Source organism: Halothermothrix orenii H 168 (assembly GCF_000020485.1).
Classification (GTDB): Bacteria; Bacillota; Halanaerobiia; order Halanaerobiales; family Halothermotrichaceae; genus Halothermothrix; species Halothermothrix orenii.
Map to the genome: position 1 here is coordinate 1,005,118 of NC_011899.1, position 14,205 is coordinate 1,019,322.

Here is a 14,205-nt window from a genome sequence, read left to right on the forward strand (position 1 = left end):
GGTAAGGGGCCTGGAATAATGGTATATATTGTTGTTTTAATAGTTATATTACTTGATCAGATGGTTAAATTATTAGTCATGGAAAAAATGAAGGTTTCAGAATCTATACCGATTATAAAGGATGTTTTTCATCTTACCTATGTTCAAAACCGGGGGGCAGCCTTCGGGATTTTACCCGGCCGGAGGTATTTATTTATAGTCATTACTGTAGTTGTAATCTCTTTTCTGTTAATTTATTATTATAAAACCAGGGGCTCTGGAATGGTTACCCTGTCTACAGGATTAATAATTGGTGGTGCCCTGGGTAATTTAATTGACCGTATTAGATTTGGTTATGTGGTTGATTACCTTGATTTTAGAATATGGCCTGTTTTTAATCTGGCTGATTCTTCTGTTGTAATTGGGGCGGCACTTTTAATACTGTATCTCTGGCAGCAGGAAAAAGTAGGTGATTAAGCTATGGATGTGGATGAAAAAGTTTATGAAGTTTCTTCTGAAGAAGAGGGGAAGAGGATAGATAAATATCTTAGTAAGTTAAATAAAGATTTATCACGTTCTTATATTCAGAAACTTATTGATAATGATAAGGTTCTCGTTAACGGGGAATCTGTTAAACGAAGTTTTAAAGTAAACAGGGGTGATCATATTCGATTAATCATTCCCCCACCGGAAGATTCCGGGATAAAACCAGTGGAGATGGATCTTGATATTATTTATGAAGATAAGGATATTTTGGTATTAAATAAAAATGCAGGACTGGTTGTCCACCCGGCACCAGGTAACCATGAAAACACCCTTGTTAATGCTCTTATAGCTTACTGTGATAACCTGTCAACAATAAGTGGGGTAAATCGTCCAGGGATTGTACACAGGCTTGATAAGGATACATCCGGGGTTATGGTAATTGCCAAAAACGATATAAGTCACCGGAAACTGGTAGAACAATTTAAACAGAGAAAGACAAAAAAATATTACCGGACCTTATTAAAAGGAGAACTACCATATAAAGAGGGAAAAATAGATGCCCCCATCGGGCGAGACCCCCATGATCGTAAGAAAATGGCGGTTACCAGGAAGAATAGTAAAAAAGCGGTTACATATTTTAAAGTACTGGAATTTTTCCGTGACCATTCCTATGTTGAGGTTGAATTAAAGACGGGTCGAACCCACCAGATCAGGGTTCACTTTTCTTATATGGGTTTTCCTGTTGTTGGTGATAGTATTTATGGAAAAAAGAGAAACAGGTTACAGGCTACAAGGCAGCTTCTTCATGCCTACCGGCTGGGTTTTTATCATCCCCGTAATGATAAATGGGTTGAGTATAAGGCCTCGCTTCCTGATGACTTTAAGAAGGCCCTTGATATATTAGAAAACAAATTTAAATAATTATGCAAGAACGTGTAAAATTTAAGTAGGAAAAGAAGGAAAACAAGGTATAGATAAAGAAATAGAGACCTCAAACAAACCCGACCAAAGGAGTTGAGGTCTCTATGGTAAATATTTTACTACAAAACATAACAGATATCAATACCTTGGAGAAGGCAGCACTGGAACTTGCAAGGCAGATAATGGAGAAGGTAATAGAAAAGCTTGAAGAAGAGCTATTTAAAAATAAAGATAAAAATTTAGAAGTAGTAAGATTTTTAGAAAGAACGATATCGACTAAAGTTGGAAACATCAAGCTTAGAAGGCGACTATATAAAGACCAAAAAACAGGAAAAAGCGTCATTTTACTGGACAAAAAACTGGGGTTAAAAAAGAAAAAAAGAGTAAGTGGAGAATACCTAAAACTGCTGGTAATACTGGCAAGTAAGATGAGCTACAGGCAAGTGGAGGAAGTACTGGCTGAAGCCGGTTTTCCCCATTTAAGCCATACAACTATCTTTAATGAAGTCAGGGATTTTGGAAAAAGGGAGTCAGAGAGACTCAAACATGAAAAAGAGGAAGTATTCACTGGAGGTAAGATTTTAAAAGGAGAGGAAAAAGAAATACCACTACTATTCATTGAAGCTGACGGGATAATGGTTGGTAGTCAGGAAGAAGGAGGAAAGAAGCTGGAAATCAAACTGGGATTAATCCATGAGGGCTGGGAATACACTAGTCCAGCAAAAAAACGGAAGAGATTGAAGGAGCCACAAATAGTAGCAGGAGTCTATGGAAAAGCAGATGACTTTTATGAAGAATTAATCCATCAAATAAGCAAAAAATATAATCTTGAAAACACTTTAGTAGTATTAAACGGGGACGGTGCCAGCTGGATACAAAAGACCAGTAAGGAATACTTTGAAAATATAATAGTACAACTGGATAGGTATCATATAAAAAGAGATATAGGATTATACTTTGGAAGAGAAGTTGCAGATGATTTATGCAGGGTATTAGCAGAAGGAAGAAAGCAGGTATTTCTGGACACATTGGAATCGTTAATATGTATGGGAGAAACAGCTGAAAACCGAGAAAAGAGGAGGAAAATAATAAAGCATTTTAAAAAGTATGAAGAGCACTTATTAGATTACAGATATCGAATACCAACAGAATTAAGGAATAAAGAATTACATGGGATGGGAGCAGCTGAGGGCTATGTGGATAAGAATGTGGCTCGCAGGATGAAGAACCAGGGAATGAATTGGAGCAAAAAAGGTGCTGAGGCAATGGCTAGAATTTTAATGTTAAAACATAACAAGGAATTAAAAGAAAGACTTGGAGATCAGTATTACACAATAAAAAACCCGGTAAGGAAAATAAAATATATGTTTAAGAAAGTGGACAGGGATTGGAGTAAGTGGTTACAGGCAAAAATACCTGCAATAAATGGTCCAGATAGCGGTAAAGATTGGGTAAAAGCAATAAGAGGACTGGCAACTATTTAGAATAAATATTTATGGGTTGTTTGAGGTGAAATATTCTTCCTACCTTTTCTTGACACGTACATTATGCAAAAAAGTCTTGACAAATTTCACTGGTTTTGATACATTTATATAAAAGCAAATAAAGGGTCCTTTAAACTGGTCCAGTGAGGCCGGTAAGGAAGACGGAGAACATATAGATAAAGTAAACCTTCTTGCCGGTCGGTAAGAAGGTTTTTTTGTACCTTCATACCAGGATAGGTAAATTATCTTCCGGGACCTGGGGAAAGGAGGGAATTATGGCAAAAAACGTAAAAACGAAAAAGGAGATTATTGATGGCAGTGGTATCAGACGGGCTTTAACTAGAATTGCCCATGAAATAATTGAGAAGAATAAGGGAATTGAAGATGTTGTCCTGGTTGGTATTAGAACAAGGGGAGTCCCCCTGGCAAATCGTTTGGCCGATAAAATTAAAGAAATAGAGGGTAAAAGACCCCCTGTTGGGATTCTGGACATAACCCTGTACCGTGATGACCTGTCAACTGTAGCCCAACAGCCGATTGTTCATAAGACTGAAATCCCCTTTGATATTACGGGTAAGAAAGTTGTTCTGGTTGATGATGTTCTTTATACCGGGAGGACGGTAAGGGCGGCAATGGATGCCCTTATTGATCTGGGCAGGCCCCGGGCTATTCAGCTGGCCATAGTGGTTGACAGGGGACACCGCGAGCTACCGATACGGGCAGATTATGTCGGTAAAAACTTACCAACTTCAAATGAAGAAGTGGTAAGTGTTAACTTAAAAGAAACCGATGGTGATGACCGGGTTCTTTTACAGGAAAAAATAAATAGTTGACCCTTGAAATCAGTCCCGTGAGGCTGATAAGGGTGGTTGTTTAACACTGGATAACCATCTCCTTATCAGTCTGTGGCTGGTAAGGAGTTTTTTTGTATATTATTAAGACTGTTAAACAGTCTGGTATTGAAACAAATGAACTGAAAACTTAACAGGAGGGATATTAATGAAATTTATAAACCAGATGAAGAATAACATAACAAAATTAAGAGAAAATAATATTAACAGTTTTCAATGTTTAATGATGGCATTACAGCACATATTTGCCATGTTTGGGGCTACTGTATTGGTACCTGCCCTGACCGGATTAGACCCTTCGGTAGCATTGTTCACCTCCGGGCTGGGGACACTGGTATTCCATATAATTACAAAAGGAAAAGTTCCGGCCTATCTGGGTTCATCTTTTGCCTTTATTGCGCCGATAATTGCGGCCAGGGCAAAGGCCGGTGTTGGTGGAGCTATGGTAGGAATTATAACAGCGGGAATAATTTATATCTTAATGGCAGCTTTAATAAAGTTAATCGGACCAAAATTTTTTAAAAAACTTTTACCCCCGGTTGTGGTAGGACCGGTTATTATAACTATTGGACTTGGTCTGGCACCGGTAGCTAAAGACTATGCCTCTGAACACCTGTTAACTGCCCTTGTAACTCTGGTTATTACCATAATCTTTAGTGTTTTTGCCAGGGGTATATTCAAAGTAATACCTGTCCTGATGGGGATCATCGGTGGATACATCTTTGCCAGTACTCAGGGTCTGGTTGATTTCACTCAGGTAAGGGATGCTGCCTTAATTTCTGTGCCTCACTTTACCTTTCCTGATTTTAGTGGCAGTCTACAGGCAATTTCTTTAATAGCACCCATTGCCCTGGTTACCATGGTTGAGCATCTCGGTGATGTTCTGGCTCTCGGTTCTACAACAAAAGAAGATTATGTAACTGAACCCGGTTTGCACCGCACCCTTCTTGGTGATGGGATTGCAACAGCCCTGGCTGGATTACTGGGTGGTCCTCCAAATACGACATATGGGGAAAATATCGGGGTTCTGGCAATTACCAGGATATATAATCCACTGATAATTGAGTTAACAGCTATTATGGTTCTGGCCTTCAGCTTTATAGAAAAAATTGGAGCAGTAATCAGAACAATTCCCCAGGCGGTTATGGGTGGCATAGTTTTTCTCCTCTTTGGGATGATCGCTTCTATCGGACTCAGGACTTTAATTGAGAATAAGGTGAATTTTTCTGATAACCGTAACCTGGTTATTGTTTCAGTGATACTGGTTGTTGGTATAAGTAATTTAACAATAACAATCGGGCGTTTTGAATTTGCTGGAATGGGACTGGCTGCTCTGGTTGGGATTATATTGAATTTGCTCCTTAATATCCTTCCTGAACTATTAAATCCTGAATACAAAAAACAGGTTATTAAAAATGAAATAAATGAGCTGGGATATGAGACTAACTAATAATACAGGAACCCTGATGGTAATCCATCAGGGTTTTCTTTAAATGCTTTAACCTGAACCAGGCCACTTAACACGTTAATAAAAATGTATTATTAAGGAAAGGGGGACTAAAATGGCTTTGAAAAGAAAAGATTTTCTTGGTTTATACAATGTAGAGGCAGATGAAATAAATGAAATACTGGATACGGCCCAGGCCATGAAGGAAATTTTTACAAGAACAGTAAAAAAAGTCCCGACCCTTAGGGGTAAAACTATTATAAATCTGTTTTTTGAGCCGAGTACCCGGACCAAGTCATCTTTTGATATAGCTGCCAAGAGGCTCAGTGCTGATGTTATGAGTATTTCAAAATCTTCCAGCAGTGTGGCCAAGGGAGAGACTTTACTTGATACAGCCCGGACCCTTGAAGTTATGGGAGCTGATGTTGTGGTTGTCAGGCACAGTGCCCCGGGGGCAGCCCGGTTTCTGGCAGAAAACCTTTCAGCCAGTGTCCTCAATGCCGGGGATGGAGCTCATGCTCATCCAACCCAGGCTTTACTGGATATGTATACTATTAAGGAAAAGATGGGGAAAATAGAAGGTTTGAATGTTTTAATTATCGGGGATATAGCCCACAGCAGGGTGGCCCGGTCCAATATCTGGGGGTTAACTAAACTGGGGGCCAGGGTTCGCGTTGTTGGACCTGGTACCCTTATCCCCAGGGATATAGAGGAGATGGGGGTTGAGGTATACCGTGACCTTGATGAAGCCCTTGAAGGTGTGGATGTTGTAAACATTTTAAGAATACAGCTGGAAAGACAGCAAAAAGGTTTGTTCCCTTCCATCAGGGAATACAGGCATTTTTACGGAATGAATGAAGTAAGACTAAGGAAACTGGAAGATAGAGCATTGGTTATGCATCCTGGTCCCATGAACAGGGGTATAGAGATTGAAAGTATTGTTGCCGATGGGGAACAATCTGTCATCACTGAACAGGTTACTAACGGGGTTGCTATAAGAATGGCTTTATTATACTTACTGGCCGGGAGGGAGATAAATGATGAGGACCTTGCTTAAAAACGGTACAGTAATTGATCCGGTTAATAATATCAGGGGCCAATATGATATTTTGATAGAAGGAAAACACATCATTAATATAAAAAAAGAAATTAAACCAGAAAATTGTCAGGTTATAAAGCTTGAAGGTAAGGTTGTTATTCCCGGGTTGATTGATATGCATACTCATCTGAGGGAACCAGGTTATGAAGAAAAAGAAACAATTATAACTGGATGTGAGGCTGCAGCAGCAGGTGGTTTTACGACAATAGCCTGTATGCCCAATACCAGACCGGTAGCTGATAACCCGGCAACAGTTGAATATATTAAATCAAAAGCCAGGGAGGCTGTAGTAAAAGTACTGCCCGTCGGGAGTATTACTAAAAATCTTGAAGGGAAAGAACTGGCCGAAATTGGTTTTCTGGCCAGGGCCGGGGTTTGTGGACTTTCTGATGACGGCAATCCGGTCATGAATTCTGAGATAATGAGACGGGCCATGGAATATGCCCGGGCTTTCGACCTTCCTATTATTAGCCACTGTGAAGACCTGGACCTGGTAGGTGATGGGGTCATGAATGAAGGTTACTATTCAACTATACTCGGGTTAAAACCAATTCCGGCTGCAGCTGAAGAGGTAATGATTTCCAGAGATATTATTCTTGCTGATTTTACCGGTGCCCGTCTCCATATTGACCATCTCAGTACCAGAAAAGGGGTTGAAATGGTTGCCCGGGCCAAGGAAAAAGGGTTACGGGTAACAGCAGAGGTTACCCCTCATCATCTAATATTGACTGATAAAGCAGTTAAGGGCTATAATCCAAATACCCGTGTGAATCCTCCCCTCAGGTCTTCAGAAGATAGAGCAGCCTTAAGACAGGGGATTAAAGAAGGGATAATAGATGTAATAGCTACTGACCATGCTCCCCATACCTTTGAAGATAAACTCGGTGAATATGATTATGCAGAAAACGGAATATCGGGACTGGAGACAGCACTATCCCTTATTTATGATAGATTGATTAAAACAGGCGAAATCAGCTGGGAGGACCTGGTCAGGTTAATGGTTATTAATCCGTCAGAAATAGTCGGGGTCAAAGCTGAAGGTATTAAACGATACGCCAGGGCAGATATTACTATATTTGATCCGGATCGCACCTGGCAGGTTAACCCGGAAAACTTTAAATCAAAAGGGAAAAATACTCCTTTCGCCGACTGGGAACTTACCGGTAAAGTTGTTATGACTATAGTGGATGGTAAAATAGTTTATGATGACCGGAGTGGTAATAATGAAGTCCTTTATAGATAGGTTAATAGAAAAGGTGAAAAAAAAGCGGAGTCATGTCTGTGTTGGACTGGATCCCCACCTTGAGCAGTTGCCCAAGCACCTGATGAATAAAGCCCGGGAAAAGGTAAAAGGAGATAACTCCAGGCAGGTGGCCTTGGGACTTGCCATCTGGTGGTTTAATAAAACCATAATTGATAATATTTATGATATAGCAGTAGCGGTAAAACCCCAGGTTGCCTTTTATGAAAAGGTAGGTTCATCGGGGATGCTGGCATTAAAAGAAACGGTCCAGTATGCCAGGCAAAAAGGTTTGCTAGTAATACTTGATGGGAAAAGAAATGATATAGGTTCAACAGCAAGGGCATATGCAGAAGCCTATCTAAAGGGGCAGGGTCTCGATAATTCAATTCAGGCGGATGCCATTACTGTAAATCCCTATCTCGGGGTTGATGGGATTAAACCTTTTATAGAAAATAAAGAGAACGGGGCTTTTGTGTTAATAAAAACATCTAACCCCAGCTCCGGTGATTTGCAGGATTTAGTCTTAAAAGATGGGAATAAACTCTATCAGAAAATGGGCCAGTATGTGTCTGAGTGGGGACAAAATAGTATTGGGGAGAATGGTTATTCTAATCTGGGGGCAGTAGTTGGTGCCACTTATCCAGAGGAACTTAAAATTCTCAGGTATGAGATGCCACACAGCTATTTCCTGATTCCAGGATTCGGGGTTCAGGGTGGGAGTGTCTTAGATGTAGTTAACGGTTTTAATGATGATGGACTGGGGGCTATAGTTAACTCCTCCAGGGGTATTATCTTTGCCTATCGTAGAGAACCATGGTCTGGCAGGTTTGTTGAAAAGGAATTTGGACTCGCTGCCAGAGCAGCTGCTCTGGATATGAAGGACAAAATAAATTCAGCCTTAGGAGGGAGAAGATAGTATGAAAGGGAAACTTAATTTGAAGGGCAGAAATTGTATTAAGGGTACATTGGTCGGGGTAATTGGCAAGAAGGTAGAAGGCAGGGTAGCCAGTGTAGGTAACATAGGGGACTTTTGTAAAAAAGAGTGTGAAGGAATGCTGATGGTAATAAGGGATGAATGGAATGGCAGGGTGGTAAAAAATTATCACCCCACTGAAGTAATGGTCGGTGGAGTAATCCTTGATAAGGATATAAAAAATGTAAGGAAATGGGAGGACTATTTGAAACAGCACGGGATTATGGGAATATACGGAGTGGATACAGACTCAATATTAGATGACAATAAAGAAACAGAATTAACAGGTAGTATTGAATTGGTATAAGGTATAAATAAGCTAAGAAAATGTTTATATCCGGTTCCCGGTAAATTACCAAGGGAACCGAGTCTCTCCATATACCAGGGAATATATGTGAAAAATTTCAGTGATATTATTCGGGAAGTTGGTGTTATTATGGCGATTGTCAAAAATAGCAAACAACTTGGAAATGGTTATTACAGGTTAGATCTAGCTGATAGTATTATTGCCAGGAAAGGGATACCAGGTCAGTTTTTACATATAAAAATTAGCTCTGATAATGTTTATGACCCTCTACTCAGGCGTCCCTTCAGTATTTATGATATAAACCGGGATAAGGGGATAGTTACCATTGTTTACCGGGTAGTTGGGCGGGGCACCCAGATCCTCAAAGAAGTGGATAGAGGTAATCATCTGGATGTACTCGGTCCTCTTGGTAGAGGTTTTTCAACAGACTGGAAAAATAAATTTTTAATCTTGATAGGTGGGGGCATGGGACTGGCACCATTATATTTTCTGGCTAAAAAGCTGGTAACCAGTAACAGAGTTCTGGTACTGGCTGGTGGTAATTCAGAAGAGGATCTGGCTTTTTTTAATGAAAGCTATGGTTTACTTGACCTGAATTTGTTAAACGCTACCCTGGATGGTAGTACAGGCTATAAGGGAAATGTCATTGAATTATTTGAAGAACAGCTTTCTTACTATAACCCGGATTATATTTTCGGGTGTGGCCCCCGGGGAATGTTAAAGAGATTGAAAGAAATTACAGAGGAACACAATTTGATGGGAGAAATTTCTTTAGAAGAAAGAATGGGTTGCGGGTATGGTGTCTGTTTATCCTGTGTTTGCAACACTGAAAAAGGTAACCAGCGTGTCTGTAAGGAAGGGCCTGTTTTTAACATTAATGAGGTGATTTTTGATGGACAGGATTGATCTTTCAGTTGATCTTGGTCCTTTAAGTTTAAAAAATCCAGTTATGACTGCTTCCGGTACCTGTGGATATGGTATTGAGTTTAAAGATTATTATGATCTCAATAAGCTCGGGGCGATTGTTATTAAAGGTTTAACTCTGAAACCATGTTCAGGTAATTTAAATCCAAGGATTGCAGAAACCACTGGTGGTCTTTTAAATTCAATAGGACTTGAAAACCCGGGTATAGAGTCCTTTATTAAAAATTATATAGGGGTACTGCGGGATTTTAAAATACCGGTCATTGTTAATATTTCGGGACATGCTGTAGAAGATTTTGCCCGCCTGGCCGATAAACTTGCTCCCTATTCTGAGATATCAGCTCTGGAAGTTAATGTCTCCTGTCCAAACCTGGCAGGTGGGGGAATGGCTTTTGGAACAGATAGTGAACTGGTTTATAGAGTTACAAAGAAGGTTAAAGAAAACTACCCGGGGTCTGTTATTGTTAAATTATCCCCCAATGTTACTGATATTGTAGAAATTGCCCGGGCTGCTGAATCAGCTGGGGCAGATGTTTTATCCCTTATAAATACTTTACTGGGGATGGCGATAGATGTAGAAAAACAAAAGCCTGTCCTGGGAAATATTTTCGGGGGGTTATCCGGGCCTGCCATAAAACCGGTAGCCTTAAGAATGGTTTACCAGGTGGCTCAACAGGTTGAAATTCCTATTATCGGAATGGGGGGGATTATGTCCGGAAAAGATGCCCTTGAATTTATTCTTGCCGGGGCCAGTGCTGTAGCAGTAGGCACTGCAAATCTGGTTGATCCCCTGGCCGGTCAAAAGGTTTTACGTGAGATACATGACTATCTTATTAAACATAATATTGAGAGAATAGGGGAGTTGAAAGGAAAGGCTTTATAAATATACTCTAAACAGGTAGTCCAGAAATTATGTTTACAATTTTATAAAAGGAAGGTGGTATTAATGTTGAAACAGGACAGAATTATTGAAATTTTTAAAAAAACCGGTGTTCTCAGGGAAGGACACTTTCTACTGAGTTCGGGAAGGCATGCTGAAAAATACCTCCAGTGTGCCCGTGTCTTGCAATACCCTGAATACGCCAATGAACTGGCAGAAGGAATTGCTCAATTTTGGGAAGATGATAATCTTGATGTCGTTATTGGTCCAGCTATTGGGGGTATTGTTGTTTCCTATGCCGTTGGACAGGCTTTAGGAATCAGGGCTATTTTTGCAGAAAGGGAAAATGGTCAAATGGCATTAAGGCGTAATTTCAAAATTGAAGTTGGTGAAAGGATACTGGTTGTTGAAGATGTGGTCACAACAGGTGGTTCGGTTAAGGAAGTACTCCAGCTACTCGAGAAAACAGGAGGTACCATTGTAGGCGTAAGTTCCCTTGTCGACCGGAGTGCCGGTAAGGTTGATTTTAAATACCCCTATCGTCCTTTAATTAAACTTGATATCAAGTCATATTTACCTGAAGAATGCCCCCTTTGCCAACAGGGTTATGAGGTTGAAAAACCTGGTAGTAGAAATATCCAGTCTTGATTTACCTTATTGAGTTGTAAATGTGGTAATGTTATAATAGGAATGTTAAAAGATTATTTATTATTTCAGTACCTCTTATAATTTGTATTTTGTTATAATTGATTTTCGTAGCTTTAAAATTCCACGTTAATCCTTGACTATGGTATTTAAATTAATTTTAGGCTAGATAACTGGAATTAGTTAAAAGGGGTAATGTTGTTATGAAAAAGGTAACCCAACAGGATATTGCTGATATGCTTGGTATTTCCAGGACTACTGTTGCCCGGGCCTTGAACGGAACCGGACCAGTGGATGAAAACACCAGGAAAAAGGTAATAGAAACAGCCCGAAAGCTTAATTATCAAATTAATCCGATTGCCAGGACCCTGGCCCGTCAGAAAACAGTGGGGGTCAGTGTTTTTTGCGCTAAAACAAGTAATGATCATTTTAATCATCATATTGAAGCTGGTTTTAATCTTGCTTTTAATGAATTTAAACATTTTGGGGTAAAATATAATCTCTACTGGACCAGTACTGAAGACCCGGATAAACAGGTTGAAAAAATGTATGCAGTGTTAGAAAAAGATAAAGATATAGATGGGGTAATTGTTATGCCTTTGAATGTGGAGAAAGTTAAAGAAATCGCCCGGGTCTGTAAAGAAAAAAATATTGAATTTGGTACGGTAAATATGGATATTGATTGTGATGATAGATTATTTTTTGTTGGTAATGATGACTATAGTGGAGGGAGAATAGCAGGTGACATTTTATCTAACCTCCTTACTGGAAGAGGCAATATAGCCATTATAGGGTCTGTTTATCAGTATGTTTCTTCTTATAAAAGGCTTAAGGGTTTTATGGACATTGTAATGGAAAGATCTCATCTCGATATAAGTACCTGGCAGAATGTTAAAGACCTGGATGAAGCCTATAAAATAACCAAACAGATACTTAAGGAAAAGACAGACATACATGGGATTTTTACTACAGTAGAAATTCTTTATGTAGCCCGGGCCCTTAAAGAATTGGGTAAAAGAGATGTAGTTTTAGTGGGTTATGATCTTAATAAAAAAGTGAAGTCTTACATTAAGCAAGGAATTATTAATTCGGTGTTGTATCAACGCCCCTTTCTTCAGGGGTATCTTGCCCTTAAGTATATGTTAAACTATTTAATTTATGAAAATACTACCCCCACTAAAGAAGTGACCATTGGATATGATATAGTTACTAAAGAGAATTTAAAGGTGGAGGAGCTTTATTTAAAAAACTTTTTACAACAACCTGTTTATGATACTGAGAGAACCCAAATTAAATAGGGATTCTGGTCGCGAGTACAATTAATAAAAAACATAATTTAGATGATTTTGATTAGTTTTTAAAAATTGTTGACAAATTTCTTTAAATTAAATAAAATATAGTTATAGGAGCAATTAAATCTGATTAATACCAGGTTTAATTAGTAAGATTTATAACTTCAAACTTAATACATGTAGAGGGAAGGGGTGGTTTAAAGCATAAAGCAAGGGGAAACATATATTTTTTTAACAAAAATGTTAGCGCGAACATTTTACTTGCTGATAATAAGTTTTATATAAAATCAGGAAAAGTTTTTATCACCCTGCAATAACTATATTAACAAGGCTTATAAGAGGAATTTATTTTTTTATAAAAAAATGTTCACGAGAACAAAAGGGGGGATTAAATAAATGAATTTAACTCTTAAAAATGATAGAACCCGGATAACGATAATTGCTTATCTTTTGATTACTTTTATTGGTTTATGTGGTGGCTCTCTAGGAATAATTATTACCTCAGCTGCTAAAGACCTGGGTGTAGATACTTCAGCTATTGCAGCTACATTTTCATTGTTTAGTCTCGGGAGTACAATAATGATTATTTCAACAACTGGTTTTGTCCTGAATTTCTTATCTATTAAGAAAACTATAATTCTAAAAACCCTGGTTCTGCTTACTGGTGGGGTTGCCATGTGGATGGCCCCAGGTATTAAAGTGTTTACATATGCTATCTTTCTGTATGGTTTTGGGGTTGGGACAGTCTATTCACTGGGTAATTATTTTATTGTCTCAATGTATGAAAACAAAGAGCGTAATGCAAAATTAGCTTTCTTACTCTTTTTCTATAGTTTAGGTGCTACTGTTGCCCCCTATCTTGGAGGGGTTATGCTTGAAGCAGGCCTTTCCTGGAAACTGGTTTTTACCTATTCACTGGTAGTAATTTTTCTGTCTTTTCTGCTATCCCTTGGAACTAAATTTGAAAATGTTATTACTCCTGTTAAAAAGAAAGAAGAAAATGATGATAGAGAAGTTGAACCCCCTGTTCTAGAACAGATTAAGAGCTGGCCCTTAAGTGTATGGGTACTGGTTATTGGATTGTTATGCTATGCTCTATCTGAAGTTTCGCTGACAACCTGGTTAACTGTATATGCTGAAAAAGGTCTTGGTATGAGACTGGCCAAAGCTGGTTTATTGACATCTATTTTCTGGATGTTTGTTGGTATTGGTAGGGCCGGGGCCAGTTATATTCTTAAAAAGATTACCGGAGAAGTTTATATTATGTGTGTATCTGTTTTAACAATAATTGCTTTACTCATTTATGCTTATGCAGCTACCCCGGGTCTAATATTTGTGATTGTTGCTTTGCTCGGTTTAGGTTTCTCCGCGATGAATTCAACTATTACTTCATTTGGTACCCTTCAGGTTAGAAAAACCACTTCAAAATTGGTAACTCTGTTCCTGGGGACAAGTTCTGTGGGACCAATCGTTGCTCCTGTTATTTCCAGTGGTATTAAAGCATCCTTTGGATTAAGGGCTACAGTTGTGTCAAGTGCTATTTTTATGGGAATAGTATTTGTGGCTACCTTCATAACTGTTGTTATTAATAAAGCCAGGAATTATGACCCTTATGCAGATGAAATTAAAGATAGTTCTGATAATAAAGCAGTAAATCCTGCTTAAGTTATATAA

At 38.8% G+C, this 14,205-nt stretch carries 14 protein-coding genes; all 14 read left to right on the forward strand.

Translation table 11 applies throughout. The annotated features are described in order from the left end of the window. The first annotated feature begins 18 nt into the window (after positions 1-18). A complete protein-coding gene (gene lspA, locus HORE_RS04905) occupies positions 19-456 on the forward strand; it encodes a signal peptidase II (protein WP_012635875.1) in 438 nt (145 codons plus the stop codon). A gap of 3 nt (positions 457-459) precedes the next feature. Next, positions 460-1,386, forward strand: coding sequence for an RluA family pseudouridine synthase (locus HORE_RS04910; protein WP_012635876.1), 927 nt, complete (start codon positions 460-462; stop codon positions 1,384-1,386). Positions 1,387-1,490: 104 nt separating this feature from the next. Next, positions 1,491-2,870, forward strand: coding sequence for an ISLre2-like element ISHor2 family transposase (locus HORE_RS04915; RefSeq protein WP_012635658.1), 1,380 nt, complete (start codon positions 1,491-1,493; stop codon positions 2,868-2,870). Positions 2,871-3,145: 275 nt separating this feature from the next. After that, on the forward strand, positions 3,146-3,703 hold the full coding sequence (gene pyrR / locus HORE_RS04920; protein ID WP_012635877.1) for a bifunctional pyr operon transcriptional regulator/uracil phosphoribosyltransferase PyrR: 558 nt from the start codon (positions 3,146-3,148) through the stop codon (positions 3,701-3,703). A gap of 166 nt (positions 3,704-3,869) precedes the next feature. Further along, a complete protein-coding gene (locus tag HORE_RS04925) occupies positions 3,870-5,171 on the forward strand; it encodes a uracil-xanthine permease family protein (RefSeq protein WP_012635878.1) in 1,302 nt (433 codons plus the stop codon). A 112-nt stretch (positions 5,172-5,283) separates the two neighbouring features. Further along, entirely contained in the window at positions 5,284-6,225 is a 942-nt protein-coding gene (locus HORE_RS04930) for an aspartate carbamoyltransferase catalytic subunit (protein ID WP_012635879.1), read from the forward strand. Then, positions 6,206-7,510, forward strand: coding sequence for a dihydroorotase (locus tag HORE_RS04935; protein WP_012635880.1), 1,305 nt, complete (start codon positions 6,206-6,208; stop codon positions 7,508-7,510). The genes HORE_RS04930 and HORE_RS04935 overlap by 20 nt, the downstream gene beginning before the upstream one ends. Further along, complete coding sequence (gene pyrF / locus HORE_RS04940; RefSeq protein ID WP_012635881.1) at positions 7,491-8,426, forward strand: orotidine-5'-phosphate decarboxylase; 936 nt, start codon at positions 7,491-7,493, stop codon at positions 8,424-8,426. The genes HORE_RS04935 and pyrF overlap by 20 nt, the downstream gene beginning before the upstream one ends. Position 8,427: 1 nt before the next feature. Continuing rightward, on the forward strand, positions 8,428-8,790 hold the full coding sequence (locus HORE_RS04945; RefSeq protein ID WP_012635882.1) for a carbamoyl-phosphate synthase small subunit: 363 nt from the start codon (positions 8,428-8,430) through the stop codon (positions 8,788-8,790). A gap of 129 nt (positions 8,791-8,919) precedes the next feature. Then, positions 8,920-9,696, forward strand: coding sequence for a dihydroorotate dehydrogenase electron transfer subunit (locus HORE_RS04950; protein WP_041606404.1), 777 nt, complete (start codon positions 8,920-8,922; stop codon positions 9,694-9,696). Further along, positions 9,683-10,597, forward strand: a complete 915-nt coding sequence (locus tag HORE_RS04955) for a dihydroorotate dehydrogenase (RefSeq protein WP_012635884.1) — start codon at positions 9,683-9,685, stop codon at positions 10,595-10,597. The genes HORE_RS04950 and HORE_RS04955 overlap by 14 nt, the downstream gene beginning before the upstream one ends. Positions 10,598-10,663: 66 nt before the next feature. Continuing rightward, a complete protein-coding gene (gene pyrE, locus HORE_RS04960; protein ID WP_041605884.1) occupies positions 10,664-11,242 on the forward strand; it encodes an orotate phosphoribosyltransferase in 579 nt (192 codons plus the stop codon). A gap of 200 nt (positions 11,243-11,442) precedes the next feature. Next, the gene (locus HORE_RS04965) at positions 11,443-12,537 is read left to right on the forward strand and encodes a LacI family DNA-binding transcriptional regulator (protein WP_012635886.1); all 1,095 of its coding nucleotides are present in this window, start codon (positions 11,443-11,445) and stop codon (positions 12,535-12,537) included. A 390-nt stretch (positions 12,538-12,927) separates the two neighbouring features. After that, positions 12,928-14,196 carry an MFS transporter gene (locus tag HORE_RS04970; protein ID WP_012635887.1) on the forward strand — a complete coding sequence of 423 codons (1,269 nt, stop codon included), beginning with the start codon at positions 12,928-12,930 and terminating at the stop codon, positions 14,194-14,196. Positions 14,197-14,205: the final 9 nt, after the last annotated feature.

Bases quoted from the DNA above. Each gene is read 5' to 3' on its own strand.
- lspA (WP_012635875.1), top strand. From the start codon at position 19: ATGGTATATATTGTTGTTTTAATAGTTATATTACTTGATCAGATGGTT.
- HORE_RS04930 (WP_012635879.1), top strand. From the start codon at position 5,284: ATGGCTTTGAAAAGAAAAGATTTTCTTGGTTTATACAATGTAGAGGCA.
- HORE_RS04945 (WP_012635882.1), top strand. From the start codon at position 8,428: ATGAAAGGGAAACTTAATTTGAAGGGCAGAAATTGTATTAAGGGTACA.
- HORE_RS04910 (WP_012635876.1), top strand. From the start codon at position 460: ATGGATGTGGATGAAAAAGTTTATGAAGTTTCTTCTGAAGAAGAGGGG.
- pyrR (WP_012635877.1), top strand. From the start codon at position 3,146: ATGGCAAAAAACGTAAAAACGAAAAAGGAGATTATTGATGGCAGTGGT.
- HORE_RS04970 (WP_012635887.1), top strand. From the start codon at position 12,928: ATGAATTTAACTCTTAAAAATGATAGAACCCGGATAACGATAATTGCT.
- HORE_RS04915 (WP_012635658.1), top strand. From the start codon at position 1,491: ATGGTAAATATTTTACTACAAAACATAACAGATATCAATACCTTGGAG.
- HORE_RS04925 (WP_012635878.1), top strand. From the start codon at position 3,870: ATGAAATTTATAAACCAGATGAAGAATAACATAACAAAATTAAGAGAA.
- HORE_RS04950 (WP_041606404.1), top strand. From the start codon at position 8,920: ATGGCGATTGTCAAAAATAGCAAACAACTTGGAAATGGTTATTACAGG.
- HORE_RS04955 (WP_012635884.1), top strand. From the start codon at position 9,683: ATGGACAGGATTGATCTTTCAGTTGATCTTGGTCCTTTAAGTTTAAAA.
- HORE_RS04965 (WP_012635886.1), top strand. From the start codon at position 11,443: ATGAAAAAGGTAACCCAACAGGATATTGCTGATATGCTTGGTATTTCC.
- HORE_RS04935 (WP_012635880.1), top strand. From the start codon at position 6,206: ATGATGAGGACCTTGCTTAAAAACGGTACAGTAATTGATCCGGTTAAT.
- pyrF (WP_012635881.1), top strand. From the start codon at position 7,491: ATGAAGTCCTTTATAGATAGGTTAATAGAAAAGGTGAAAAAAAAGCGG.